This window comes from Murinocardiopsis flavida, assembly GCF_003014485.1.
GTDB classification, from domain to species: domain Bacteria; phylum Actinomycetota; class Actinomycetes; order Streptosporangiales; family Streptosporangiaceae; genus Murinocardiopsis; species Murinocardiopsis flavida.
Window position 1 is genome coordinate 213,480 of record NZ_PYGA01000010.1, and the last position, 23,433, is coordinate 236,912.

Sequence of the window (23,433 nt, forward strand, 5' to 3'; positions counted from 1 at the left end):
CGTGACCAGCGGACCGCGCACGGCTACACGTGGTCAGGCCGCCGCTGCGAGGCGCTTGGCGAACTCGGCCGCTGCCGCTCGCGGATCGGGTGCCTCGGTGATGGCGCGCACCACGACCACCCGGCGGGCGCCAGCGGCGAGCACCAGGCCGAGGTTCGCGAGGTCGATCCCGCCGATGCCGAACCACGGGCGCGGGGGCGCCAGCGCAGCGGTCGACTCCAGCAGGCCCAGCCCGGCAGCGGGCCGTCCGGGCTTGGTCGGGGTGGCCCAGGCCGGGCCCACGCAGAAGTAGTCGACACCGTCCTGCTCCGCTGCCGCCGCAGCCATCGCGGGGTCGCTGTTGGAGCGGCCGATGAGCGGGTCGTCGCCGATGATGGCGCGCGCGGCGGGCACCGGAAGGTCGTTCTGGCCCAGGTGCAGGATGTCGGCGCCTGCGGCATAGGCGATGTCGGCGCGATCGTTGACGGAGAGCAGCGCCCCGTGGGTGTCGCACACCTCGCGCATGGCGGCGAGGCACGCCAGCTCCTCGCGCGCCTCCAGGGTCTTGTCGCGCAACTGCACGATGTCGACCCCGCCCGCGAGGGCGGAGTCGAGGAACTCCGTGAGGTCGCCGCGCTCGCGCCGGGCATCGGTACACAGGTACAGCCGAGCGGACCGCAGCCGCTCGCGCACGTCGGTAATCACGCGGCCCACCGTAATGCAGGCCGCGATCGGCGCCCCGCGAAGCCCCTCGGGCAAGGGGGTCCGGGGGTCAGATGGCGAGGGCCTGCGCTCTGCGGCGGACCTCGGTGCCGCGGTTCTGCGCCAGCGCCTGGACCGGCGACCCGGGCAGGCTGGGGTCCTCGGTGAACAGCCAGCGCAGGGCCTCATCGGCACTGAAGTGGCAATCTGCCAGCAGCGTGAGGGTGCCCGGCAGGCCCTTGATGACATCGCCGTCGGCGATGAACTCCGCGGGCACCGAAACCTCGCCGCGGCGGGTGACTCCGATGAGCTTGTGGTCCCTGATGAACTGCTTGACCCGGTTGGGGCTGGTGTCGAGCGCCTTCGCCGCCTCGCGGAGGGTCAGCCATTCGCCGACCAGGGTGTCGGTCTCGTGATCGATCTCAGTCACGGAACCAATCTCCCACAAATCCCCCTGCGCAAAACCAGTTCGGCGCGGCATATCGCTGATGGCGAAGCGGCGCGGGCCGGGCGCCCGAGCGGAGTCCCGCCCAAGGGCCGCGAATCCGGCGCGGCTAGACTGGCAGGCGCAGAACCTGAGAAAACCCCGCGGGAGCCCGGTGCCACCGGGCTGAGAGTGAGGCTGCGGAGCCTCTGACCGCATGAACCTGATCCGGGTAATTCCGGCGAAGGGAGTGGAGCCCGCCATCATGGATTCCCCGCACACCCGCGGCGCCGACGTCGTCGTTGTCGGCGACGGCCTCATCGGCCTCGTCACCGCCTGGCGCGCTGCGCAGCAAGGACTCAAGGTCGCCGTCGTTGCGCCCGACCCGCCGGTCGACGGCTCCGCATCCGGCACCGCGGCGGGCATGCTGACCCCCGCCACCGAGGCGACCTTCGGCGAAGAGCCCCTGATGCGGTTCGGCATCGCCTCGCGCGACCGCTACCCCGCCTTTGTCGAGGAGCTGCGCGCCGACAGCGGAACCGACCCCTGCTTCCGCACCGGGGGCACCCTCCAGGTCGCGTTCGACACCGACGACCTGTCCAAGCTCACCGAACTCGGCGAGCTCCAGACCCGCCTGGGCCTCGACTGCGCGCGCCTCACCGGCCGCGAGGCCCGGCGCATGGAACCGATGCTGGCGCCCTCGGTGCGCGGCGGGCTGTTCGCGCCGGACGACCACTCGGTCGACCCCAGGGAGCTGCGCAGGGCGCTCGGCGCCGCCGCCGGGCGCCGCGGCGTCGCGCGCGTGCCCGAAGCGGTCGCCGAGGTGCTGGTCGACGCCGACCGCGCAATGGGCGTCCTCCTGGCGTCCGGCACGCGCATCGACGCCGACCAGGTGGTCCTCGCCGCCGGCGCCTGGACCGCCGCCCTCGGCGGGGTGCCGGCCGGGGTCGTCCCGCCGCTGCGCCCGGTGAAAGGCCAGCTGCTGCGGTTGCGCACCCCCGACGGCGAACCGCCCATCGTCGGCCGGACAGTGCGCGGCCTGGTCCGCGGCTCGCCCGTCTACCTGGTGCCGCGCGCTTCGGGCGAGGTCGTCCTCGGCGCCACGCAGGAGGAGCTGGGCGGCGACACCCGGCTGACCGCGGGGGGCCTGTGGGAGGTGCTGCGCGACGGCAGGGAGCTGGTGCCCGGCGTCACCGAACTGGAGGTCGCCGAGGCGTGCGTGGGGCTGCGCCCCGGCTCCCCCGACAACGAACCCCTGCTCGGCCCCACCCGCATCGCCGGACTGCACCTCGCCGCCGGGCACTTCCGGCACGGAGTGCTGTTCACCCCCGCCACCGGCGACGCCATGGCGGCCGTGCTGACCGGCAAGGCGCTGCCCGAGTTCGCCCGCCGGTTCGCCGCCGACCGAGTCGACCGGACCGCAGACCGGACCGCAGACCGGGCCACCGGCCGGGCCGTAGACCGGACCACCGGCCGGGCCGACCGGGCCGCCGGTACCCGTCCCGACCACGCCCCCATCGGAGGAGGAGCCGCGTGCTGAACGTCATCGTGAACGGCGAGAACCGCGAGATCGCCCCCGGCAGCACCGTCGCCGACGTCGTCCGCTCGCTCACCGAGGCGACGCGCGGAGTGGCCGTCGCCGTCAACGACGAGGTCGTGCCCCGCACCGGCTGGTCCGGGCGGCACGTGACCGACCACGACCGGGTCGACGTCCTCACCGCAGTCCAAGGAGGCTGACCGCCATGACCACAGCACCCGCCCACGCCGAAACCGCGCCGGCAGCCGACCACGACCCGCTGGTCATCGCCGGGGAGCCGTTCGGGTCGCGGCTCATCATGGGCACCGGCGGCGCGCCCTCCCTGAGCGTCCTCGGCGACGCCCTCGTCGCCTCGGGGACCGAGATGACCACCGTCGCCATGCGCCGTGTCGCCCCCGGCGCGGACGGCTCGGTGTGGGACGTGCTGGAGCGCAACGGCATCCGGCCGCTGCCGAACACCGCCGGATGCTTCACCGCGGCCGAGGCGCTGCGCACCGCCCGCCTCGCCCGCGAGGCGCTCGACACCTCATGGGTGAAGCTGGAGGTCGTCGCCGACGAACGCACCCTGCTGCCCGACCCGGTCGAGACCCTCGACGCCGCCGAGCAGCTCGTCGACGACGGGTTCACCGTGCTGCCCTACACCAACGACGATCCGATCCTGGCCCGCCGGCTGGAGCAGGCCGGGTGTGCCGCCGTCATGCCGCTGGGGGCGCCCATCGGCTCGGGGCTCGGCATCCGCAACCCGCACGCCATCGAGCTGATCGTCGCCGACGCCGGGGTGCCGGTGATCCTCGACGCCGGGATCGGCACCGCCAGCGAGGCGGCGCTGGCGATGGAGCTGGGGTGCGACGCCGTGCTGCTGGCCACCGCTGTCACCCGGGCGAAGGACCCCGTTCGCATGGCGGGGGCCATGCGCGCCGCCGTGGCCGCCGGCCGGTCGGCGCGGCTCGCCGGGCGGATCCCGGTCCGCCGCTACGCGCACGCCTCCTCCCCCGCGGCCGACCAGTAGCCCTGCCGGCCCTACCGGTCCTGCCGGCCTCGCGCCGATCTCGACGAAGCGGTTCCCTCGCCGGCGGGCGAGGGGCGCGGGGCGGGTGGGAGAGGGCTCTGGGGGCCGCGGGCCCGACGGGACCGCGGGCGGGAGCGGCGTCCGGCGCGGCGCTTTTCAGTACCCCGCCACACCGGGAGTACTCGGTCCCATCACAGTTATCCGCATTCCCCCCTAAACTCAGCACCGTGGACATGACAACAGCCGACTCCCTCGTCGGCGCGACCCTCGACGGCCGCTACTTCGTCGAGTCGCGCATCGCCGGTGGCGGCATGGCGACCGTCTATGTCGCGCACGACCAGCGCCTTGGGCGCCGCGTGGCGCTCAAGGTCATGCATGCTTCGCTGGCGGCCGACCCCCAGTTCGTGCGGCGATTCATCAACGAGGCGCACTCGGTCGCCAAACTCTCGCACCCCAACGTCGTCCAGGTCTTCGACCAGGGGACCGACCAGGGGCACGTCTACCTCGCGATGGAGTACATCGAGGGCCGCACGCTGCGCGACCTCCTCGACGGCCGCGGCCGGCTCGCGCCGCGCGACGCGCTCCAACTCCTCGCCCCCGTGCTCGCGGCGCTGGGCGCTGCGCACCGCGCCGGAATGGTGCACCGCGACGTCAAACCCGAGAACGTCCTGCTGACCCCCGATGGCAGGGTCAAGGTGGCCGATTTCGGCCTGGCCCGCGCCACCGAGGGCGCCAACCAGGGCATGACCAGCACGGGCGCCCTCATGGGCACGGCGGGCTACCTCGCGCCGGAGCAGATCACCGACAGCACCGCCGATGCCCGCAGCGACGTCTACGCCGCCGGGATCCTGCTGTACGAACTGCTCACCGGCAGCCAGCCCTACCAGGGCGACAGCCCCATCGCCGTCGCCTACCAGCACGTCAACGACGACGTCCCGGCGCCGTCGGCGAAGGTCGGCGGCGTCCCGCCCGAGGTCGACGCCCTGGTGGTCGCCGCCACCCGGCACGACCCCGCCGAGCGGCCCGCCGACGCCGGGGGGTTCCTGGCGCGGCTGCTCGAAGTCCTCGGCCCCATGCCGGAGACCGGCCCGAACATGCCGCTCACCTACGCCACCGCCGCGATGGGACACGACTCCCCCGGCGGCAGCGGCGGCAGCGGCGGCAACCAGACCCTCGTGGTCGACATCGACCCCGCCGACCTGCAACCGCGCGAGGGCCCGCCAGCACGCCGCACCCGCAACTACCCGATGATCCTCGTCGGCGCGGTCGTCGCCGCGGCGCTGCTCGCGTTCGGCTGGTGGATGCTGATGGGCCGCTACGCGGAGGTGCCCGAACTCGTGGGCATGAGCGAGGACCAGGCCCTCGGCGCGCTGCGCGACTCCGGCCTGAAGATGAAGGTCAGCGACGACCGCCGGTACAGCGACGACGCCGACGACGGCGAGATCGCGGCGGCCGACCCCGGTGTCGGCGCCAGCATCCTGCCCAACGAGATCGTGACGGTCACCCTGTCCAAGGGGCCGCAGAACGTGCCGATGCCCGACGTCGTGGGCGAGTCCGCCGGCGACGCACGCAAGACCCTCGAGGACGCCGGCATCACCGACATCAAGGAGAAGAAGGAGGAGTCCTTCGACCAGCCCTCCGGGACCGTCCTGTCGACCGACCCGCCCGCCGAGGAGGAGGCCGACCGCGAGGGCACCGTCACTCTGTCCGTCGCCGCCGGGTTCGAGGCGCCCAAGGTCGTGGGCATGAAGGAGGGCGACGCGCGCAGCGCGTTGGAGGACAGCAAGCTGAAAGTCGACGTCGTGCAGGAGTCCAGCGACGACGTCGCCAAGGGCCAGGTCATGAAGCAGGACCCCAAGGCGGGCGGCAAGGTCGACTCCGGCGACACCGTCACCATCACGGTGTCCACGGGGCCCGAGCAGGTCAAGATCCCCGACATCCGCGGCATGAAGGTCGGCGCCGCGAAGAAGAAGCTCGAAGATCTCGGTTTCAAGGTGAAGGTGAACCGGGTCATCGGCGACCGGGTCGGCGAGTTCAACCCCAAGGGCGAGGCGAAGAAGGGCGCCGAGGTCGAGATCTGGACCTCGCCGTTCGGCGGCCGCGACGGCGGCAGGGGCGGCAACCGGGGCAACGACGACGACGATTGAGGCGGGCCCCGCCCGGCAGCGCGGTGCGTAGTCGTCGCCCGGAGCCGCCGCACCTGGGTGCGGCGGCTACCGGGCGACAATCCGATGCCGCTCCCCTCCACCGGCGGTCCCGGACCTTCGCCCGAATAACCGCCGACCTGCGACATCGGCTCTCCCCCCGCGGGCGGTACCGCCGGATCGACCGTTCGGCCCCACCCTGCGGGTCCGATCCGGCTTGAGCGCCTGCCGTTCACCCTAGAACCTCGTGGCGCACTGTCGCCTCGCGAATACCATCCGGTTCGCCGGATGGCACGAAAGCGGCGCCGATCGGCGTCCGCCGTTCGGTGAACGGCGCATTCCGCGCGACGAGCGGTCGTCAATCCGCGGGGCGCGTCCGCGCTGCCGCAGCGGGGCGTGCCACGTGCATCCGGTCCAGCATCGCCTCGACGGCGCCGGGGCGGCTGCGCGGCGTCGCGAGGGACACCAGCACCATCGCGGCGGTGACCAGCAGCAGCATCGGCGGGACGGGCGCGGCGGGCAGGTCGGCCAGCGGCCCCGGCAACCGGAGCAGGTCCGCCTCCGCCGCGAGGCACACCGCCATGCCCGCCAACCCGGTGATGAGCCCCACCGCGACACCGGGCGCGGTCAGGCCGCGCCACCACAGGCCCAGCAGCAGCATCGGGGCGACGGTCACCGCCGTCAGCGCGAGCGCGGGCACCACCGGCGTCAGCACGCTCCACTGGGCGACGCCGGGCACCAGGGCGAGCACCAGGACCGGTATCCCCATCGCCAGGACGACGCCAAGGCGGAACATCCCCGCGCCCCCGCCGAGCATGCACTGGGTGATGGTGCCGCCGAGCGCCCTGCACAGCGCTGCGGACACCGACAGGACCGCGACGGCGGCACCCAGGCCGATGAGCACCGTCAGCACGTCGCCGTACGGTCCGGGCAGCAGGCGCTGCGGCAGAATCAGCAGGGCGGCGTCGGCCTGCCCGGCGGCGACCACGTCGGAGGCCCGGTCGCGCGCCAGCCAGCCCAGGACCAGCGGGGCCGGCATCGCCGCGCCGAGCAGCCCCGCCACGGCGAGCACGGTCCGGCGCGCCTCGCGCGCGCCCCGCGCCGCCGAGAGGCGCCCGATGAACTGCGGGATCCCCACGATGCCGAGCGCGAGCGCGACGTGCAGGGACAGCACGCCCGCCGGTGTGTCGAGCCGCGGCGGGCCGACCCCCGCGATCCCGTCGCCCGGCGGCTGGTGGGCTGTCAGCGGTGCGGCCGACAGGTCGGGGGCGCGTTCCGGTGCGCCGAGGAGCCACACCGCCGCGAGCACCGCGGCGGGCACCGCCAGGGCGAGGAGTTTGATCCAGAACTGCGCGGCCTGGAACCCGGTCGCGCCCCCGCCGCCCAGGACGATCACCAGCGTCACCCCGAACAGCACCGCCCAGCCGAGCCACGCCGGCAGCCCCGCCAGCCGGTCCACCAGCAGCCCCGCCGCCAGGTACTGCGCGACGAGGTACAGCCACCCGGCGAACACCACGCAGGCGCTGACGATGCGGCGGACCTTGCGCGAACCCAACCGCCACTCCGCGAAGTCCGACGGGCTGTACACCCCGGAGCGCCGCAGCGGGGCCGCGACCAACGTGGTGAGCAGGCAGAATCCGATGCACAGGCCCGACGCCACCCAGATCGCGCCGGCACCGTGGACCAGCACGACCACGGCGGCGCCGAGGAACGCCACGGCCGAGAACATCTCGCCGCTGACGCAGGCCGCCGAGCAGAGCGCCGAGACCGGCCGGGCGGCGGCGCTGAAGTCCGAGCGCCCGGCGGAGCGCGAATGCATGCCGCCCGCCACCGGGACCGCGATGGCGACGAGCCCGAGTAGCGCCCCGCCGACAACGTGGTCGATCACGGCGGGCCCCCGTTCCGCGGGGCGTCAGCCACGGCCGTCCCCCTCCTCCCGCCGTTCGACGCGCCGGACGTAGCCCACCAGGACGAGCAGGGACGCGGCTGGCAGCAGCGCGAGCAGCATCAGCCGCGCCGCCTCGGGCAGGCCGCCGCCCCCGCCGGGCCGCACGGCCGGCAGCGCCGGGAGGACGGCGGTGAGCACGACGACGGCGCCCAGCACCGCCAGGCCGCCGAGCAGCTGGCACCGGATCGCGCGGCGGGCCGCGCGCCGTTCGGACGGGCCGCCCGCCATCGCGGCGGCGCCGCCCTCGCGGGCCGCCAGCGCGCGCCGGGTCGCCGGTGCGACCACGACGGCGCGCTCCGGTGGGCGGGGACGGGCGTCCTCTGGCTCGGGCATCAGGGGTTCTCCTCCCGCCATCCGCCGCGGACGAGCTGGTCGCGGACCTCGCGGTGCTGCCTGCGGCTGACCATCAGCAGTTCGCCGCCGACCCGCACCCGCATGCGCGCCCCCTCGACCAGCAGTTCGGAGACGTGCCGCGACGCGACCAGCACACTGCGGTGGATCCGCACGAACCCGGCACCGGACCACTGGGTCTCCAGCGCGCCCAGCGACGCGCGCACCAGGTGCCGGGTGTCGGCCGTGCGCAGCCGGACATAGTCGCCCTGCGCCTCGGCGTAGTAGATGTCGCGGATGTCGATGAGCTGGGTGCGCCCACCCAGTTCCACGGCGACGCGGCGCGGCTCCGCTGTGCCCCCGTGCAGCGCCGCCAGCCGCCCGATGGTCTCGGCGAGGCGCTCCTCCCTGAGCGGCTTCAGCAGGTAGTCGACCGCGCGCAGGTCGAAGGCCGTCACCGCGAAGTCGTCGTGCGCCGTGACGAACACGACGGACGGCGGGTCGGCCAGCGCCGCGACGAACCGGGCGAGGTCGATGCCGCTGGGGCCGGGCATCCGGACGTCCAGGAAGAGGGCGTCGAACGGGGCGCCGGCCTCGACGGCGTCGCTCACGCTGCGCAGCGCGCGGGCGGCGTCGACGGCCGTGGCGACCTCGGCGACGCGGGGGTCGGCCTGCAACAGGAAAGCGGTCTCTTCGAGGGCAGGGGGCTCGTCGTCCACAGCGAGGACGCGCAACATGGGTCGAGGATGTCCGAGCCGGGCGCCGCGCGCAAGCGGTTCGCCGCAAACCGCGCCAAACCCCCAGGGGACCGGCGCCGGGGCGCCGGAATGCCGCCTGCGCCGCCCTTTCCGGCCGATGCGGACGGTGCTGCCGGTGCTGCCGGTGCGCCTGGTCCACCCGATGCGCCCGGTGCGGTCGATCAGTGCCCGCCGTGGCGGAACTTGGGGATGCGCAGGTTGACCTTTGTGCCCGCGTCGCGCTCGGTCTCCACGACCAGCCCGTAGGCGTCGCCGAACATGGCGCGCATCCGCTCGTCGACGTTTGCCAGGCCGATGCCGTCGGAGCCGGCGGCGCGCCCCGCCAGGATGGCGCTGACGTGGTCGGGGGCGATCCCGGCGCCGTCGTCCTCCACGCTGATGCGCGCCTCGGCCCCCGCGTCGCGCGCGATGACGCTGATGCTCCCGCCGCCGGGGCGGCCCTCCAACCCGTGCCGGACGGCGTTCTCCACCAGCGGTTGCAGGCACAGGAACGGCACTTCCACGTTCAGGACCTCCGGGGCGACCCGCACCGTGAGCCGCAGCCGGTCGCCGAACCGGGCGCGTTCGAGCGCCAGGTAATGGTCGATGGCGCGCAGCTCCTCGTCCAGCGTCGTGAGGTTGCGGGCACCGCGGAACGAGTAGCGGGCGAAGTCGGCGAAGTCCAGCAGCAGCCCCCGCGCCCGGACCGGGTCCGTGCGCACGAAGGACGCGATGGTGGTCAGGCAGTTGTAGACGAAGTGCGGCGAGATCTGGAGGCGCAGCGCCCGCAGCTTGACGTCGGCGAGCCGGGCCCGGGTCTCCGCGAGTTCGGCGAGTTCGAGCTGGCCGGACGCCCAGTGCGCGAGCTCCGTCGCCGCGTCGACGAGGGAGGCGGTGGCGAACTCGGTGAACACCAGCAGGGCGCCGACCACGGTCCCGTCCACGACCAGGGGGACGGTGATCACCGCGCGCACCGGGCACCCCGGCACCGCGCAGTCGAGCCGGTCGTCCACGTGGGGCCGGGCGTCGCGCAGCGAGGCCGCGGCGAACTCCATCGACGCCGCGGCGTGCCCGGCGTCCGGCCCGCTCCAGGCGAGCAGGGACTCGGTGTCGACCAGCGCCACGGCGCGGCCGCCGACCAGCGCGCGCAGGTGCCGCACCGCGAGGCGGGCGGAGTCGCGGCTCAGGCCCTTGCGCAGGTCGGTCGCTGCCAGGGCGGCGGTCCGCAGGATCGTCCGGGTCGCCTCGGTGTCGACGGCGCGCCGGGCCCGCAGCCGCCACAGCACCGCGGCCGCGCAGCAGAGCGCCGTGAGGGCGCTTGCGGCGGCGGTCGCGACGTAGAGCATGCGCCTCAAGGTAAAGCAGCGGGGGCGGCGCGGCACCAGGGACCGCCGCATTGCGGCCGCCGGCGGTGGGTCCCCGGGGCGGGCCGGCCGCGGGCGGGCGCAGACGGGGGTTCAGCCGAGCGGCGGGCCCTCGCCGGGTTCCTCCTGGTAGGAGTAGCGCTGCTCGGCCCAGGGGTCGGCGCGATTGTGGTACCCGCGCTCCTCCCAGAACCCGCGCCGGTCGGCGGTCAGGTACTCGACCGCGCGCAGCCACTTCACGCTCTTCCAGCCGTACAGGTGCGGCACGACCAGCCGCAGCGGGTAGCCGTGCTCGGGCGGCAGGCGCGCGCCGTCGCGGTGGGTGGCCAGCATGACGCCGGACCGCAGGAAGTCGTCGATGCGCACGTTCGCGCTGTAGCCGTACTCGGCCCACGCCATGACGTGGGTGGCGTCGGGGTGCGGCGGGGCCAGCTCGACCAGCAGGGACGCGGCGACACCCGTCCACCGGGCGTCGTGGATGGTGAACTTGGTCACGCAGTGGAAGTCGGAGACGGACTCCGTCGCGGGCAGCGACTCGAACTCCGGCCAGGTCCACCGGTGCGCCCCCGCCGACTCGGTCGCGCCGTAGACCTGGAAGTCCCACCGCTCGGGGCGGAAGCGCGGAACGGGACCGTAGTGCATGGTCGGCCATTCGCGGGGGACATGCTGGCCTGGAGGCAGTCGCCGGTCCGGCACGCGCCCTCCTTCGTCGCCTCGTCGCAATGGTCCGTCGATCCTGTCAGTGCGCCGCGCGGGCGCCGCCGCGGCCCCGCCGCGACGGTGCGGCGCCGACCGTGCGCTATAGTCACTCACATGCAGCGGAATTTTTGGCGCTTTTATGGCTACCGGCCCTTGGGTTGGACGGTTGCCCGTAAAGCGCTGCGCTGATACGGACGACTTCCGAAGAGCCCCGGGCCGACAGGCCCGGGGCTCTTTTGCGTCTGCACCACCCCCGCCGCTCACCGCGGGCGAACCGCTCCACTCTCTCAACCGCCGACTCAACCGCAGACTCAACCGCCGATAGGAACACTCCATGGTCATCGTGCTGGGGCCCGAAGCCACACCCGACAACATCGTCGCCATCGTCGACCTCGTCAACGACGCGGGCGGCGAAGCCTATGTGACGCGCGGTGTCAGCCGCACGATCGTCGGCCTCGTCGGCGACGTGGAGCGTTTCGAGAACCTCAACCTGCGCACACTCCCGGGGGTGCACGACGTGCTGCGAATCTCGGCGCCCTACAAGCTGGTGAGCCGGCAGAACCACGACAGCCGGACGGTGGTGAGCGTGGCGGGCGTGCCCATCGGCGGCGACTCCGTCACCCTGATCGCCGGGCCGTGCGCGGTGGAGACCCCCGACCAGACCATGGAGGCGGCCCGCATGGCGCAGGCCGCGGGGGCGGCGCTGCTGCGGGGCGGCGCGTTCAAGCCGCGCAGCTCCCCCTACGCCTTCCAGGGCCTCGGCGAGGTCGGCCTGAAGATCCTCGCCGACGTGCGCGCCGAGACCGGCCTGCCCATCGTCACCGAGGTGGTCGACGCCGCGGACGTCGACCTGGTCGCCTCCTACGCCGACATGCTCCAGGTCGGCACCCGCAACATGCAGAACTTCGCACTGCTCCAAGCGGTCGGCGCGGCCGGCAAGCCGGTCATGCTCAAGCGCGGCATGTCGGCCACCATCGAGGAGTGGCTGATGGCGGCCGAGTACATCGCGCAGCGCGGCAACCTCGACATCGTGCTGTGCGAGCGCGGGATCCGCACCTACGAGAAGGCCACCCGCAACACCCTCGACATCAGCGCGGTGCCGGTGGCGCAGAACCTCACCCACCTGCCGGTGATCGTCGACCCGTCGCACTCGGGCGGCAAGCGCGACCTGGTCCTGCCGCTGTCGCGGGCGGCGGTCGCGGTGGGCGCCGACGGGGTGATCATCGACGTGCACCCGCACCCCGAGACAGCGCTGTGCGACGGCCCGCAGGCGCTGGTCGGCTCGGACCTCGCCGAGCTCGCCGACCTCATGGACACCCTCCCGGCGCTGCTGGGCCGGACCCGCACCAAGGGCCCGGTCGCGGCACCCGCCGGGGTGTGACCGCCACCGGCGCTCCGGGTCGCCCCGGAGCGCCGGTGCTCACTGCTCCTGCTCACTGCTCCTGCTCACTGCTCCCTGCTCACTGCTCCCTGCTCCCTGCTCCCTGCTCCTGCATCGACTCGGCGCCCAGGAAGCTGGGCTTGTGCAGCTGCGCGGTCGACACCAGGTACTCGGCGAGCTCCTCGGCGTCGAGGCGCTTCTCGATCTGGCGCAGGTCCGGGATCTTCGCTGCGGTCTCGACCTGGCGCGGGGTGAGCATGGTGCAGCAGTCCTCGTCGGGCAGCTCCGAGATGGCGAGCGTGCCGATGCGGCGCGCCTGGTCCATGATCTCGGTCTTGTCCATGCCGATGAGCGGGCGCATGATCGGCAGGTCGACGGCGTCGTCGAGCGCGGTGATGTTGGTCAGGGTCTGGCTCGACACCTGACCGAGGGCGTCGCCGGTGACCAGGGTCTCCGCGCCGAGGTTGTCGGCCATGGCCTCGGCGGTCTTCAGCATCAGCCGGCGCTGCGCCACGATCTGGAGCCGCTCGATGCCGGCGCTCTTGATCTGCTGCTGGGCCTTGCCGAACGGCACCACGAACAGCCGCGACCCGCTCTGGTAGCGGTCGAGCTGGCGGACCAGGCTGTACGCCTTGTAGATGGACTCCGGGCCGGTGAACGGCATGCCGGAGAAGTGCAGGTAGTCGACCTTGAGCCCGCGGCGCATCATGCGGTGCGCCGCCACCGGGGAGTCGATGCCGCCCGACATGAGCACCAGGCCGCGCCCGCTCATGCCCACCGGCAGGCCGCCCTGGCCGGGCATGCCGTCGGTGAAGACGAACACCTCGTCCTTGTCGACCTCGATGAACACGGTGTTGTCGGGGCGCTTGAGCCGCACCGGGTAGTCGTAGGCGTCCTTGATGGCGGACCCCACGTGGATGGCGATCTCGGACGAGCTGAGCGGGAACCGCTTGTCGCGGCGGCGGGCCCGGACGGCGAAGCTGCCGTGGCGGTCGCCCATGGAGCGCACCGCGACCTCGGTGACGGCGTCGATGTCCTTCGGGACCCGGCGCACCAGGTGCACCCACACGACGCCCATGACGTTGGTCATGCGCTCGCCGAGTTCGGCGACCCGGAGGTCGGATGCGTCGTCCATGCGGATGACGATGACGCCCTTGCGCTGCGAGATGCGGATCTCGCCGAGGCCCCGCGCCGCGGCCCTGATGTTGTTGTGCAGCCGCCGCTCGAAGAGCTGCCGGTTGCTGCCCTTGAGCACGATCTCGCCGAGCTTCATGAGGACGCACAGCTCGCCGAGCCCACGGGCGGCGCCACCGGCGGGCTCGGCGACTGCGGTGGTCTGCGGCGTAGCGGACATGGCGGTACCTTCCAGGGTTCTGCTCCGGCTCGACCTGCCCTCGCGCGCGTCGGGCGGGGGCATCAGTCAATTATCGGTCACCCGCCGAACCCGTCGGACCGTCGCCCCCTCCCCCGCGCACCGCGTCCGGCTCGCTCAAGCCCAAGACCCCGGAGGAGATCGGGCCCCTCCCCGCGCACCGCGTCCGGGCCTCCCCTGCCGGGCGGCTGCCAGGCGGCTGCTAGGCGGCGAGCCTGCGGCGCAGCAGCGCCGAGCACTGGTCGACCGCGATGATCAGCACGAGGACCACGGTGATGTGCGTCAGCATTTCGTCGAACTGGAACGACTTGATCGACTGGTTGATGAGCAGGCCGATACCGCCGGCCCCCACCAGTCCGAGCACCAGCGAGGAGCGCACGTTGACGTCGAACCGGTACAGCAGCAGGCCGACGAGCTGGGAGGTGACGGTCGGCAGTGTGGCGTGCGCGACGACCTGGGCCCGGCCCGCCCCGGCGGTGCGCAGCGCGTCGCGCGGACCCTGGTCGGCCTCCTCCATCGCCTCGGCCCACAGCTTGCCCATGACCCCGGTGTTGTGGCAGATGAGGGCGAGGACCCCGGCGAACGGGCCGAGTCCGACGGCGGTGACGAAGATCAGCGCGAACACGATGTCGGGCACCGCCCGCAGGAACGACAGGACCGAGCGCGCCGCCTGGTAGACGACGCTGTGCTGGGTGGTGGTCCGCGCGGCGAGGACGGCGAGGACCAGCGCGAACGGCACCGACACCGTGGTGCCCAGAAGCCCGATCCACAGGGTCACCAGGGTCGCCTCCAGGCTGGGGCGCAGCACGGTGTCCCAGGTGACGTCGGGCGGGAACGCCTCGCTGAGGAAGCGGGCCATGCCCTCCCAGCCCTGCACGAGCAGGCCCGGTTCGAACTCGGTACCGCGGACGGCGAGCGCGTGCAGGGCGATGAGGACGCCGACCGCGCACGCCGTCCACACCCAGCGGCCCACACGCGCCGGGTCGGCGGGGACGGCCATGCGCTCGACGGGGTGCCCGCCGGTCGCGGCGGGATCCCCGGCAGGATCCTCGGCGGGGCGCCCGTCGTGGGGCCCGTCGGGGTGCTCCTCGTGGTGCCCGTCGGGGGCTGCGGGCGGGCCGGCGCGGTCGCCGGACGCGGTGCGCGGGTTCATGCGGGCTCCTCGATGGGCTCGGGGGCGTACAGTGCGTCGACCGCGTCGTGGCCGACCCGGTCGGCAGGCTCGGACCAGGCGATCCCGCCGTTCACCAGGCCCACCACCCGGTCGGCGTGGCGCAGCGCGAGGCCCGGCTGGTGCAGGACCGCGGCCACCGCCAGCCCCCGGTTCGCGGCGAGGTCGGCGAGCAGGCCCATTACCTGCTCGGCGGCGCTGGGGTCGAGCGCGGACACGGGTTCGTCGGCGAGGAGCACCGTCGGCCGCTGGCACAGTGCCCTGGCGATCGCGACCCGCTGCTGCTGGCCGCCGGAGAGCCGCCCGGCCCGTTCCAGTGCCTTGTCCGCCATACCGACCCGGTCCAGGCAGGCCATCGCCTCTTCGCGCAGCGCGCGCGGGAAGAAGACGGGGTGCAGCGCCGCCGGTCCGAGCCGCGCCAGCGCGCCGCTGCACACGTTGTCCAGTGCGGTGCGGCGCGGCACGAGGTGGATCTGCTGGAAGACCATCGCCGCCCCGCTGCGGGCGCGCGCCAGCCGCGCGCCGCGGAGCAGGGCCGGGTCGGCGCCGTCGAGGCGGATCGTTCCGCTGTCGGGTTCGGTCAGGCCCGCGACGCAGCGCAGCGCCGTGGACTTGCCCGACCCGTTGGCGCCGAGCAGCGCGACGAGCTCGCCGCGGCGCACCTCCAGGTCGATGCCGTGCAGGACCCGGCGGCCGGAATAGGACTTGACCAGCCCGGCGACGGCGAGCGCCGGTGTGGCGTCCCCGGCAGCGGGGGGCAACACGGTGCCCGCGGGGTCCCGGGCGCTCACACGTCCTCCTCGGTGAGGTCCATCTTCTCTGCGAGCTCGAACAGGGGGCTGTAGGTCTCGTCGTCCACCGCGAGGAGCGGGCCGGGCGGGGTGACGTCGAGGTAGGCGCCGACCTCGCCGATGACCTTCGGGTCGAGGTCGAGCAGCGCCGTGCGCACCGCCTTCTTGAACTCCGGGTCGGCGTTGCCGCGCACGGTGATGGGGTCGTTGGGGATGTCCTCGGACTCCCACACCCTGCGGAAGTCGGCCTCGTCGAAGTGGCCGGCCTCGGTCGCGACGGCGAGCTGCTGGGTGTTGATCTGGGCGGCGTCGACCTTGCCGTTGGCGAGGGCGAGGAGCGCCTCGGGGTGGCCGCCGGCGTAGTCGAGTCGGACGTCGTCCTCGGGGATCTTCGCGTCGGCGAGCGCGGAGCGGGGCAGCACGTCGCCGGAGGTCGAGCCGACCGAGCCGAGTGCGAGGCTGCGCCCCTTGAGGTCGCCGACGGAGGTGATCGACGAGTCCTTCGGCACCCAGATCCCGGCCCGGTAGCTGCTGTGCTCGCCTTCGGCGGTGCCGAAGGACACCAGCGGCTCGGCGTCGGCCCGCTCCTTGGCGAAGACGTAGCCGAGCGGCCCGAACTGGCCGAGTTCGAGCTGGTCGTTGCGCATGGCCAGGACCTCGGCCGCGTAGTCCTCGACGACGGTCACCTCGACCGGGCAGTCGAGCTTCTCCTCCAGCCCCTTGGCGAGGGTCTCGTAGGCGGGGGTGAGCTTGGCGGGGTCCTCGAACGGTTCGATGCCGAAGCGGATCCTGCCGTCCGGGCAGGTGGCGCTGTCGGCCGCCGCGCCGTCGTCCCCGCTGCACCCGGCGAGGGCGGGGAGCAGCAGTGCCGCGGCGGCGATTGCGAGGGCGCGGGCCGGGCGGCGCGCGCGGGGGCGTCGGGTGGTGGTCGGGTCCATCGCGGTGTCCTCCGGCGTCGGGTGGGTCATGCGAGCAGGTCGTCGAGGATGTCGGGGGCCGTTCCGAGGGCGATCGTCATGCCGATCCCCGAGGTGACGGTGACGGCGCGCACCCGTGGGGAGGGCGCCGCCACCAGCAGGTCGGTGGCCGTGCTCGCGGCGTAGACGCCCTGCCAGCGCTGCCGGACCCGCAGCGGGCCGGTGCCGAGCAGCCGCGCGGCCTCGTCCAGGAGGAGTTCGGCGTGGTCCTCGCCGAGGAACGGCTCCACGGTCGGTGCGTAGGTGTGGGTGTCGCCGATCAGCAGTGCGCCGTCGGGGCGCTGGGTGAACATCAGGTTCACCCCGGCCGCGAGCAGTTCGGGGCGCCGTTGCCGGAACCGGGCGCGCAGCGCCGCCCCCGACTCCGTTCCGGCGAACGCCGGGTAGCGGACCAGCGATGTGCCGGTGAGCACGGCCGGCGCGAACGTGCGGTCGCGAGGGCTGTCGACCAACAGCATCTGGAGGGCGCACTGGTGCAGGCCGGCGGCGTCGGCCGCCTCGGGGAACAGGGCGTCGACTTCGTGGCCGGCGCAGACGACGGCGCGCTCGCAGGCGAGGTCGCCGCGGGCGGTGTGCACGACGCCGTCGCCGACTCCGGTGACCGCGGTGTCGTAGACCATCCGGACGCCGGGCTGCGCGGCGAGCCATTCGGCAATCCGGTGCACCGCGTTGCGGGGGTCGACCCGGATGTCCTGCGGGAGGAGCGCCCCGCCGGTGGTCGCCGGGTCGACGCCGGGGACCCGCTCCTCGACCTGGGCGGATGTCAGGAGGTCGACCTCGCCGGGGCCGCGCTGCTCGGCGAGTTCGGCGAGGACGGCCATCTCGGCGGCGTCGCGCGCGACGGCGACGGCGCCCGACCGGGCGAGCCACAGCCCGGTGCGCTCCGCCAGTGCGATCCAGCGCTCCCTGGCCGCCCTGCCCCGGCGGAGGTTCTCCCCGGTCTGCGCCGTGACGCAGCCGTGGCCGAAGTTGCGCACGGAGGCGCCGACGGCGTGGGAGGAGCGTTCCACCACGGTGACCGACAGGCCGCGGTCGTGGGCGTCCACGGCGTGGGCGAGGCCGACGATGCCGGCGCCGACGACGACGAGGTCGCTGCGGGGATGCCCGGTGAGGGGCGTCGATGAGGTGCTCACGGTGCCGACACTGGCCGAGCGAGGGTGCCGACACAAGAGGCTGGACCTCGTTGTACATACAAGTTAACCCGGCATTTTCTCTGGCAGGAGACGATTCATCGGGCGTTCACCGCAGATTCGGGCACGGCGCGCCGCGACTTGTATGATCAACCGCGTGACGATTCCCCTGCATCAGCGCCTCTCCGACGAACTGCGCGCCCGTGTGGCGTCGGGCCGCTGGCAGCGCGGCTTCCGGCTGCCCAGCGAGGCCGAGCTGTGCGCCGAGTTCGGCACCTCCCGCGGCCCCGTGCGCCAGGCGCTGGCGGCGCTGCGCAGCGAGGGGCTGATCACCGGCGGCCGGGGCCGCCCCCCGGAGGTCAGCGGCGCGGTGCCCGCGCAGTCCTTCTCGACCTTCATGTCGTTCAGCGAATGGGCGGCCGGGTCGGGGTTCACCCCCGGCCAGCACACCTACGAGCTGGCGCGCCGCCCGGCCTGCGCCGAGGTCGCCGCGATGCTCGACGTCCCCGCCGACACCCCCGCCGTCGACCTGCTCCGGCTGCGGCTGCTCGACGGCGTCCCCGCCATGATCGAGCGCACCAGCTTCCCCGCGGACGTCGGGCGGCTGCTGTTCGACTTCGACACCGACTCCGGCTCGGTCTTCGCCTACCTGCGCGATCAGGGCGTCCCCCTGGCGCGCGGCCACCACGTGGTCGACGCCGTCGCCGCCGACCCCTTCGACAGCGACGCGCTCCAGGTGCCCGAGGCGGCGCCGCTGCTGCGCGAGCGGCGCCGCAGCATGGCCGCCGACGGCCGCGTCCTGGAGGCGTCCGACGACCGCTACCGGCCGGACCTCGTGACCTTCAGCATCGAGAACTCACTGGAGGCCCGGGCCCCGCTCACCCGGGTGCATTCGACCAACGACGCAACGGAGGCGACATGATCGAGCTGGTCGTCCTGGACATGGCCGGGACCACCATCGAGGAGCACGGCGCGGTCTACGCCGCGCTCGGCGACGCCGCACGCGAGGCGGGCGCCACGATCGGCGCCGCCGACGTCCAGCACTGGATGGGCGCCGACAAGGAGACGGCGCTCGCCGGACTACTGCGCACCGGCGGGCGGCCCGAGCCGGCCCCGGAGACGGTCGGCGCCGCGTTCGACCGGTTCCGCACGCTCCTCGCCGCCGCCTACGGCGCCCGGCCGCCCGAGCCCATCCCCGGCGCGGCCGACACCATCGCGCAGCTGCGCGCCTCCGGCGTCAAGGTGGCGCTGACCACGGGGTTCACCCGCGACGTCGCCGAACCGCTGCTCGCCTCGCTGGGCTGGCAGAACGGGGTCGTGGACGCCGTGGTGTGCTCCGACGAGGTGGCCGCCGGGCGCCCCGCGCCGCACCTGATCCACCGCGCGATGGAGCGCACCGGGGTGTTCGACGTCCGCACCGTTCTGAGCGGCGGTGACACCGTGGTCGACTTGGTGTCGGGGCACAACGCGGGCGCAGGCGAGGTGGTCGGGGTCCTCACCGGCAAGCTCGGCCGGGCCGAGCTGGAGCGGCACCCGCACACGCACATCGTGCCCGGCGTCGCCGACATCCCCGGCCTGCTCCGCGACCGCGCCCGCGCCTGACCCCCGCCCGCCCGGACGGCAAGGGGGCCCGCGCCGCGCGGCGCGGGCCCCCTTGTCCGGGAACGGTGTCCGGGAACGGGATTCGTCCGGGAACGGGATCAGCCGAAGAAGACCTCGGCCTCTTCGTAGCGCTCGACCGGGACGGTCTTGAGCTTCTCGGTGGCAGCAGCCAGCGGCACGCGCACGATGTTGGTGCCCTGGAGGGCGACCATCTTGCCGAAGTCGCCCGCGTGCACGGCCTCGGCGGCGTTGACGCCCAGCCGGGTGGCGAGCACGCGGTCGAACGCCGAGGGGGTGCCGCCGCGCTGCACGTGGCCGAGGACCACCGAGCGGGCCTCCTTGCCGGTGCGCGACTCGATCTCCTCGGCGAGGCGCTGGCCGATACCGCCCAGGCGGACGTGGCCGAAGGAGTCGGTCTCGCCCGTGGCGAGCTCCATCTGCCCCTCCTGCGGGTGCGCGCCTTCGGCGACCACGATGATGGGGGCGTAGTTGGTCTTGAAGCGGCTCTCGACGTGCGCGACGACCTGGTGGATGTCGAAGGGGCGCTCGGGGATCAGGATGACGTTGGCACCGCCGGCCATGCCGGCGTGCAGCGCGATCCAGCCCGCGTGGCGGCCCATGACCTCGACGATGAGCGCGCGGTGGTGCGATTCGGCCGTGGTGTGCAGCCGGTCGATGGCCTCGGTGGCGATGTTGACCGCGGTGTCGAACCCGAACGTGTAGTCGGTGGCGTTGAGGTCGTTGTCGATGGTCTTGGGGACGCCGATGACGTTGACGCCGCGCTCGGTGAGCTGCGTGGCGACACCGAGGGTGTCCTCGCCGCCGATGGCGACGAGCGCGTCGATGCCGAGTCCGGCCATGTTGTCCTTGACCCGCTCGACCCCGCCGTCGATCTTCATGAGGTTGGTGCGCGAGGATCCGAGGATGGTTCCGCCGCGGGGCAGGATCCCGCTGACCGCGGCGCGGTCGAGCGGCATGGTGTCGCCTTCGAGCGGGCCGCGCCAGCCGTCGCGGAAGCCGACGAACTCGTACCCGTAGTCCTTGTTCCCCTTCCGGACCACGGCGCGGATGACCGCGTTCAGTCCCGGGCAGTCGCCGCCACCGGTCAGGACACCGACTCGCATGCGTGCACTCCTCGCAGATAATTTATGAAAACACCAGGCCACGACGCTACGCGCGCCCCGTGCGCTGCTGTCAGTCTTGACCTCGCGGCTCGTCACCGACAGCCTAACGACAACGCAGTGACGGGCATCACGGAATCGCACCCTGGAAGCGTTGAGAATTTCCCGAATCGGGGTAAATCCCCCGGATGACGCCCAGCACCCGCCGGTGCGGCTCCACATCCGTCACATGGTCTAGACCATAGTCGTCGAAGCACCTGGAGGCCAACCCCATGTCCGTGCTCACCATCGATGCCGGGACGACCGGTGTCACTGCTCTGGTGGTCAGCGAGAACGGCGTCGTTCTCGCACGCGGTTACCAAGAATTCGCCCAGCACTACCCGGAGTCCGGTTGGGTCGAGCACGTGCCCGAAGAGATCTGGCAGGCGACCCTCGCCGCGTGCCAGGCCGCTCTGGACATCACCGACGACGCCCCGACCTGCATCGGCATCACGAACCAGCGCGAGACCGCCGTGCTGTGGAACCGCAAGCGGGGCTCCTCGCCGCGGCGCGCCATCGTATGGCAGGACCGCCGCACCGCCGGCATCTGCACGGAGCTGCGCGACGCCGGGCACGAGCCCCGCGTCACCGAGCTCACCGGCCTGCGGCTCGACCCCTACTTCACCGCCACCAAGCTCACCTGGATGAAGCGCAACGACCAGCGCGCCTGGAGCGGTGTCGAGGCCGGAGAGGTCGTCGTCGGCACGGTCGACTCCTACCTCATCTCGCGGCTCACCGGCGGGGCCAAGCACGTCACCGACGCGTCCAACGCCTCCCGCACCCTGCTCTACGACATCCGCGCCGGGCAGTGGTCCGACGAGCTCTGCGACCTGTTCGGCGTCCCCAGGTCGGCGCTGCCGGAGGTCGTCCCCTCCTACGGCACCGTGGGCGAGAGCGAGCCCGACGAGTTCCTCGGGCTGCGGCTGCCCATCGCCGGTATCGCCGGCGACCAGCAGGCCGCGATGTTCGGGCAGAACTGCTACATCCCCGGCTCGTCCAAGTGCACCTACGGCACCGGCTCGTTCGTCCTGGTGAACACGGGCGACGAAGCGGTCGCGCCCGAGCACGGCCTGCTGTCGACCGTGCTGTGGCAGCACCCCGACGGCCGCATCGACTACGCCCTCGAAGGCGCCATCTTCGTCACGGGCGCCGCAGTGCAGTGGCTCCGCGACGGCCTGGGGCTCATCGACAGCGCCCCGCAGTCGGAGGCACTGGCGCGCAGCGTCGACGACTCCGGCGGCGTGGTGTTCGTGCCGGCGCTGACCGGGCTCGGCGCGCCCGACTGGGACCCCTACGCCCGCGGTTCCATCTTCGGCATCACCCGCGGCACGGGCCGGGCGCACCTGGCCCGCGCCACGCTCGACGCCATCGCGTTCGAGGTGCGCGACGTCGTTGACGCCATGGCGACCTCCTCGGGCACGTCACTGCCCGAACTGCGCGTCGACGGCGGCGCATCGGCCAACGACCTGCTCTGCCAGATGCAGGCCGACCAGCTCGGTGTGAGCGTCGCACGGCCGCGGATCCAGGAGACCACGGCGCTGGGCGCGGCGTTCCTCGCCGGGCTGGGCACCGGCGTGTGGTCGTCCACCGACGAGCTGATGGACACCTGGAAGCTCGACCGCCGCTTCGAGCCGGGCGAGCGCGACGACGCCGCCTACACCCGCTGGCGCACCGCCGTCGAGCGCTCGAAGGGCTGGGCCAACCTGTAGGTGCCGGCCGCAAGGGCCGACTGCCAGAGACGGCCGTAAGGGCCTGCGGTAAGGGCCCGCAGCACCCCCACCGCGTCGGGGCCGCCGCCGTACCCACGGCGGCGGCCCCGATGCGCGCGCGGACCCGCCGACACGGCGCCGTCGATGCGGTGCTTCACAGCTGCCGCGCGGTGAAGCAGGACAGCCCGCAGGAGCGAGGAAGGCTGCCGCCGCGATTGCGAAGCATCCGGCGGCGCGAAACACCACGCCGAAGGTTCTCCGCCAGACCTCGGACACCGCTGGCGACCGCCGCTGTGCCCAGGGTCTGGCTGTCGATGCGGGCCGTGGTGCTTCGCGCCGCTCGCGCTTCGCGCGGAGCGGCAGCCTGAGCACCGCTTCGACCGCGGGAACGGAGGTCCGTGGTGCGGCCCTCCCGCCACCCGCGTACCTAACCTCTCAGGTCAGAACACCTAGCGTTCGTCGTCGTCCAGGCCCTTGTCGATGGCGTAGCGGACCAGTTCGACCCTGTTGTGCAGTTGCAGCTTGTTCAGGGTGTTCTGGACGTGGTTCTGCACGGTGCGGTGGGAGAGCGTGAGCCGGGCCGCGATCTGCTTGTAGGTGAGGCCCTTGGCGACCAGCCGCAGCACCTCCGTCTCGCGCTCGGTCAACCGGGGGGTGTCGTCATCGTCGGCGGGCGGCGGCGCGGCGGCCAGGCGGCGGTACTCGCCGAGGACCAGGCCGGCCAGCCCCGCCGTGAACACGGCGTCGCCGTTGTGCACGCGGCGCACCGCGTCGATCAGCTCCTCACGGCCGGCCGACTTCACCAGGTACCCGGTCGCCCCCGCCTTGACGGCGTCGAGGACGTCCTGGTGCTCGCCGCTGGCCGACAGGATGAGCACGCGCAGGCCGAGGTCCAGGCCGAGCAGCCGCGCGGTGACCGCCACCCCCGACAGGTCGGGCAGTTGCAGGTCGACCACCGCGACCGTCGGCCGCACCGCCGGGGCGATGCGCGCGGCCTGGGCGCCGTCGCCCGCGGTGCCGACGACCTCGATCCCCGACTCGGCGAGGTCGCGCGCGACCGCGTCGCGCCACATGGGGTGGTCGTCCACGACCATGACGCGCACGGCGCGGTCGCCCGCGGCGGTGTCGGCGGCGGTGTCGGCGGCGGTGTCGGCGGCGGGCGCGCCGCCCGGGTCGCCCGTTCCGGCCGCGGGTTCCGGCGCGTCGGCGGTGGTCGGGGACTGTTCCTCGGCTCGGCCACTCGGGTTCGCGTCCATGGGGCGACTGT

The 23,433-nt window shown here is 73.4% G+C and carries 22 protein-coding genes and 1 riboswitch; of the genes, 8 read left to right on the plus strand and 14 right to left on the minus strand.

What is annotated here, in order from left to right; translation table 11 throughout:
- Positions 1-33 precede the first annotated feature (33 nt).
- Both thiE and CLV63_RS15715 read right to left on the minus strand, forming a co-directional pair.
- The gene (thiE, locus tag CLV63_RS15710) at positions 34-684 is read right to left on the minus strand and encodes a thiamine phosphate synthase (protein WP_106583766.1); all 651 of its coding nucleotides are present in this window, start codon (positions 682-684) and stop codon (positions 34-36) included.
- A gap of 67 nt (positions 685-751) precedes the next feature.
- Positions 752-1,111 carry an Rv2175c family DNA-binding protein gene (locus tag CLV63_RS15715; protein ID WP_106583767.1) on the minus strand — a complete coding sequence of 120 codons (360 nt, stop codon included), beginning with the start codon at positions 1,109-1,111 and terminating at the stop codon, positions 752-754.
- 148 nt (positions 1,112-1,259) lie between these two features.
- A riboswitch (TPP riboswitch) is annotated at positions 1,260-1,372 on the plus strand.
- Between CLV63_RS15715 and thiO the strand changes: the two genes are divergently transcribed.
- From thiO to pknB, 4 genes are all read left to right on the plus strand, one after another.
- Positions 1,371-2,645: a glycine oxidase ThiO gene (gene thiO, locus CLV63_RS15720; RefSeq protein WP_106583768.1), complete on the plus strand. Its 1,275-nt coding sequence runs from the start codon at positions 1,371-1,373 to the stop codon at positions 2,643-2,645. Its footprint overlaps the riboswitch before it by 2 nt.
- Positions 2,642-2,842 (plus strand): sulfur carrier protein ThiS, encoded by a 201-nt coding sequence (gene thiS, locus CLV63_RS15725; protein ID WP_106583808.1) that lies wholly within the window; start codon positions 2,642-2,644, stop codon positions 2,840-2,842. The genes thiO and thiS overlap by 4 nt, the downstream gene beginning before the upstream one ends.
- A 5-nt stretch (positions 2,843-2,847) precedes the next feature.
- Positions 2,848-3,651, plus strand: coding sequence for a thiazole synthase (locus CLV63_RS15730; protein ID WP_106583769.1), 804 nt, complete (start codon positions 2,848-2,850; stop codon positions 3,649-3,651).
- 227 nt (positions 3,652-3,878) lie between these two features.
- On the plus strand, positions 3,879-5,798 hold the full coding sequence (gene pknB, locus CLV63_RS15735) for a Stk1 family PASTA domain-containing Ser/Thr kinase (protein ID WP_106583770.1): 1,920 nt from the start codon (positions 3,879-3,881) through the stop codon (positions 5,796-5,798).
- A gap of 355 nt (positions 5,799-6,153) precedes the next feature.
- On the opposite strand, the gene CLV63_RS15740 is transcribed toward pknB, so the two are convergent.
- The 5 genes from CLV63_RS15740 to CLV63_RS15760 all read right to left on the minus strand — a co-directional run bounded on the left by CLV63_RS15740 (position 6,154) and on the right by CLV63_RS15760 (position 10,870).
- Positions 6,154-7,683: a sodium:solute symporter family transporter gene (locus tag CLV63_RS15740; RefSeq protein WP_106583771.1), complete on the minus strand. Its 1,530-nt coding sequence runs from the start codon at positions 7,681-7,683 to the stop codon at positions 6,154-6,156.
- Between the two features lie 24 nt (positions 7,684-7,707).
- On the minus strand, positions 7,708-8,076 hold the full coding sequence (locus CLV63_RS15745; protein WP_106583772.1) for a hypothetical protein: 369 nt from the start codon (positions 8,074-8,076) through the stop codon (positions 7,708-7,710).
- Complete coding sequence (locus CLV63_RS15750) at positions 8,076-8,810, minus strand: LytR/AlgR family response regulator transcription factor (protein ID WP_106583773.1); 735 nt, start codon at positions 8,808-8,810, stop codon at positions 8,076-8,078. The genes CLV63_RS15745 and CLV63_RS15750 overlap by 1 nt, the downstream gene beginning before the upstream one ends.
- Positions 8,811-8,992: 182 nt before the next feature.
- A complete protein-coding gene (locus tag CLV63_RS15755) occupies positions 8,993-10,156 on the minus strand; it encodes a sensor histidine kinase (RefSeq protein WP_106583774.1) in 1,164 nt (387 codons plus the stop codon).
- Positions 10,157-10,267: 111 nt separating this feature from the next.
- Entirely contained in the window at positions 10,268-10,870 is a 603-nt protein-coding gene (locus CLV63_RS15760; RefSeq protein WP_106583775.1) for a sulfite oxidase-like oxidoreductase, read from the minus strand.
- Between the two features lie 337 nt (positions 10,871-11,207).
- On the opposite strand from CLV63_RS15760, the gene aroF reads away from it, so the two are divergent.
- The gene (gene aroF, locus CLV63_RS15765) at positions 11,208-12,254 is read left to right on the plus strand and encodes a 3-deoxy-7-phosphoheptulonate synthase (RefSeq protein WP_106583776.1); all 1,047 of its coding nucleotides are present in this window, start codon (positions 11,208-11,210) and stop codon (positions 12,252-12,254) included.
- Between the two features lie 79 nt (positions 12,255-12,333).
- On the opposite strand, the gene thiI is transcribed toward aroF, so the two are convergent.
- From thiI to CLV63_RS15790, 5 genes are all read right to left on the minus strand, one after another.
- The gene (gene thiI / locus CLV63_RS15770) at positions 12,334-13,608 is read right to left on the minus strand and encodes a tRNA uracil 4-sulfurtransferase ThiI (protein WP_106583777.1); all 1,275 of its coding nucleotides are present in this window, start codon (positions 13,606-13,608) and stop codon (positions 12,334-12,336) included.
- Positions 13,609-13,828: 220 nt separating this feature from the next.
- Entirely contained in the window at positions 13,829-14,779 is a 951-nt protein-coding gene (gene phnE, locus CLV63_RS15775) for a phosphonate ABC transporter, permease protein PhnE (RefSeq protein WP_211301326.1), read from the minus strand.
- The gene (locus tag CLV63_RS15780) at positions 14,776-15,588 is read right to left on the minus strand and encodes a phosphonate ABC transporter ATP-binding protein (RefSeq protein WP_211301327.1); all 813 of its coding nucleotides are present in this window, start codon (positions 15,586-15,588) and stop codon (positions 14,776-14,778) included. Before CLV63_RS15780 ends, phnE begins: the two co-directional genes overlap by 4 nt.
- A complete protein-coding gene (locus tag CLV63_RS15785) occupies positions 15,585-16,526 on the minus strand; it encodes a phosphate/phosphite/phosphonate ABC transporter substrate-binding protein (protein WP_106583811.1) in 942 nt (313 codons plus the stop codon). The genes CLV63_RS15780 and CLV63_RS15785 overlap by 4 nt, the downstream gene beginning before the upstream one ends.
- A gap of 26 nt (positions 16,527-16,552) precedes the next feature.
- The gene (locus CLV63_RS15790) at positions 16,553-17,698 is read right to left on the minus strand and encodes a TIGR03364 family FAD-dependent oxidoreductase (RefSeq protein ID WP_106583778.1); all 1,146 of its coding nucleotides are present in this window, start codon (positions 17,696-17,698) and stop codon (positions 16,553-16,555) included.
- Between the two features lie 154 nt (positions 17,699-17,852).
- Between CLV63_RS15790 and CLV63_RS15795 the strand changes: the two genes are divergently transcribed.
- Complete coding sequence (locus CLV63_RS15795; protein ID WP_211301328.1) at positions 17,853-18,617, plus strand: GntR family transcriptional regulator; 765 nt, start codon at positions 17,853-17,855, stop codon at positions 18,615-18,617.
- On the plus strand, positions 18,614-19,297 hold the full coding sequence (locus tag CLV63_RS15800; protein WP_106583780.1) for a phosphonatase-like hydrolase: 684 nt from the start codon (positions 18,614-18,616) through the stop codon (positions 19,295-19,297). Before CLV63_RS15795 ends, CLV63_RS15800 begins: the two co-directional genes overlap by 4 nt.
- 98 nt (positions 19,298-19,395) lie before the next feature.
- Here the strand turns inward: CLV63_RS15800 and CLV63_RS15805 are convergent, their stop codons facing one another.
- On the minus strand, positions 19,396-20,421 hold the full coding sequence (locus tag CLV63_RS15805; RefSeq protein ID WP_106583781.1) for a 6-phosphofructokinase: 1,026 nt from the start codon (positions 20,419-20,421) through the stop codon (positions 19,396-19,398).
- A 269-nt stretch (positions 20,422-20,690) separates the two neighbouring features.
- On the opposite strand from CLV63_RS15805, the gene glpK reads away from it, so the two are divergent.
- Complete coding sequence (gene glpK, locus CLV63_RS15810; RefSeq protein ID WP_106583782.1) at positions 20,691-22,166, plus strand: glycerol kinase GlpK; 1,476 nt, start codon at positions 20,691-20,693, stop codon at positions 22,164-22,166.
- A 449-nt stretch (positions 22,167-22,615) separates the two neighbouring features.
- On the opposite strand, the gene CLV63_RS15815 is transcribed toward glpK, so the two are convergent.
- On the minus strand, positions 22,616-23,260 hold the full coding sequence (locus CLV63_RS15815; RefSeq protein WP_106583812.1) for a response regulator: 645 nt from the start codon (positions 23,258-23,260) through the stop codon (positions 22,616-22,618).
- Positions 23,261-23,433: the final 173 nt, after the last annotated feature.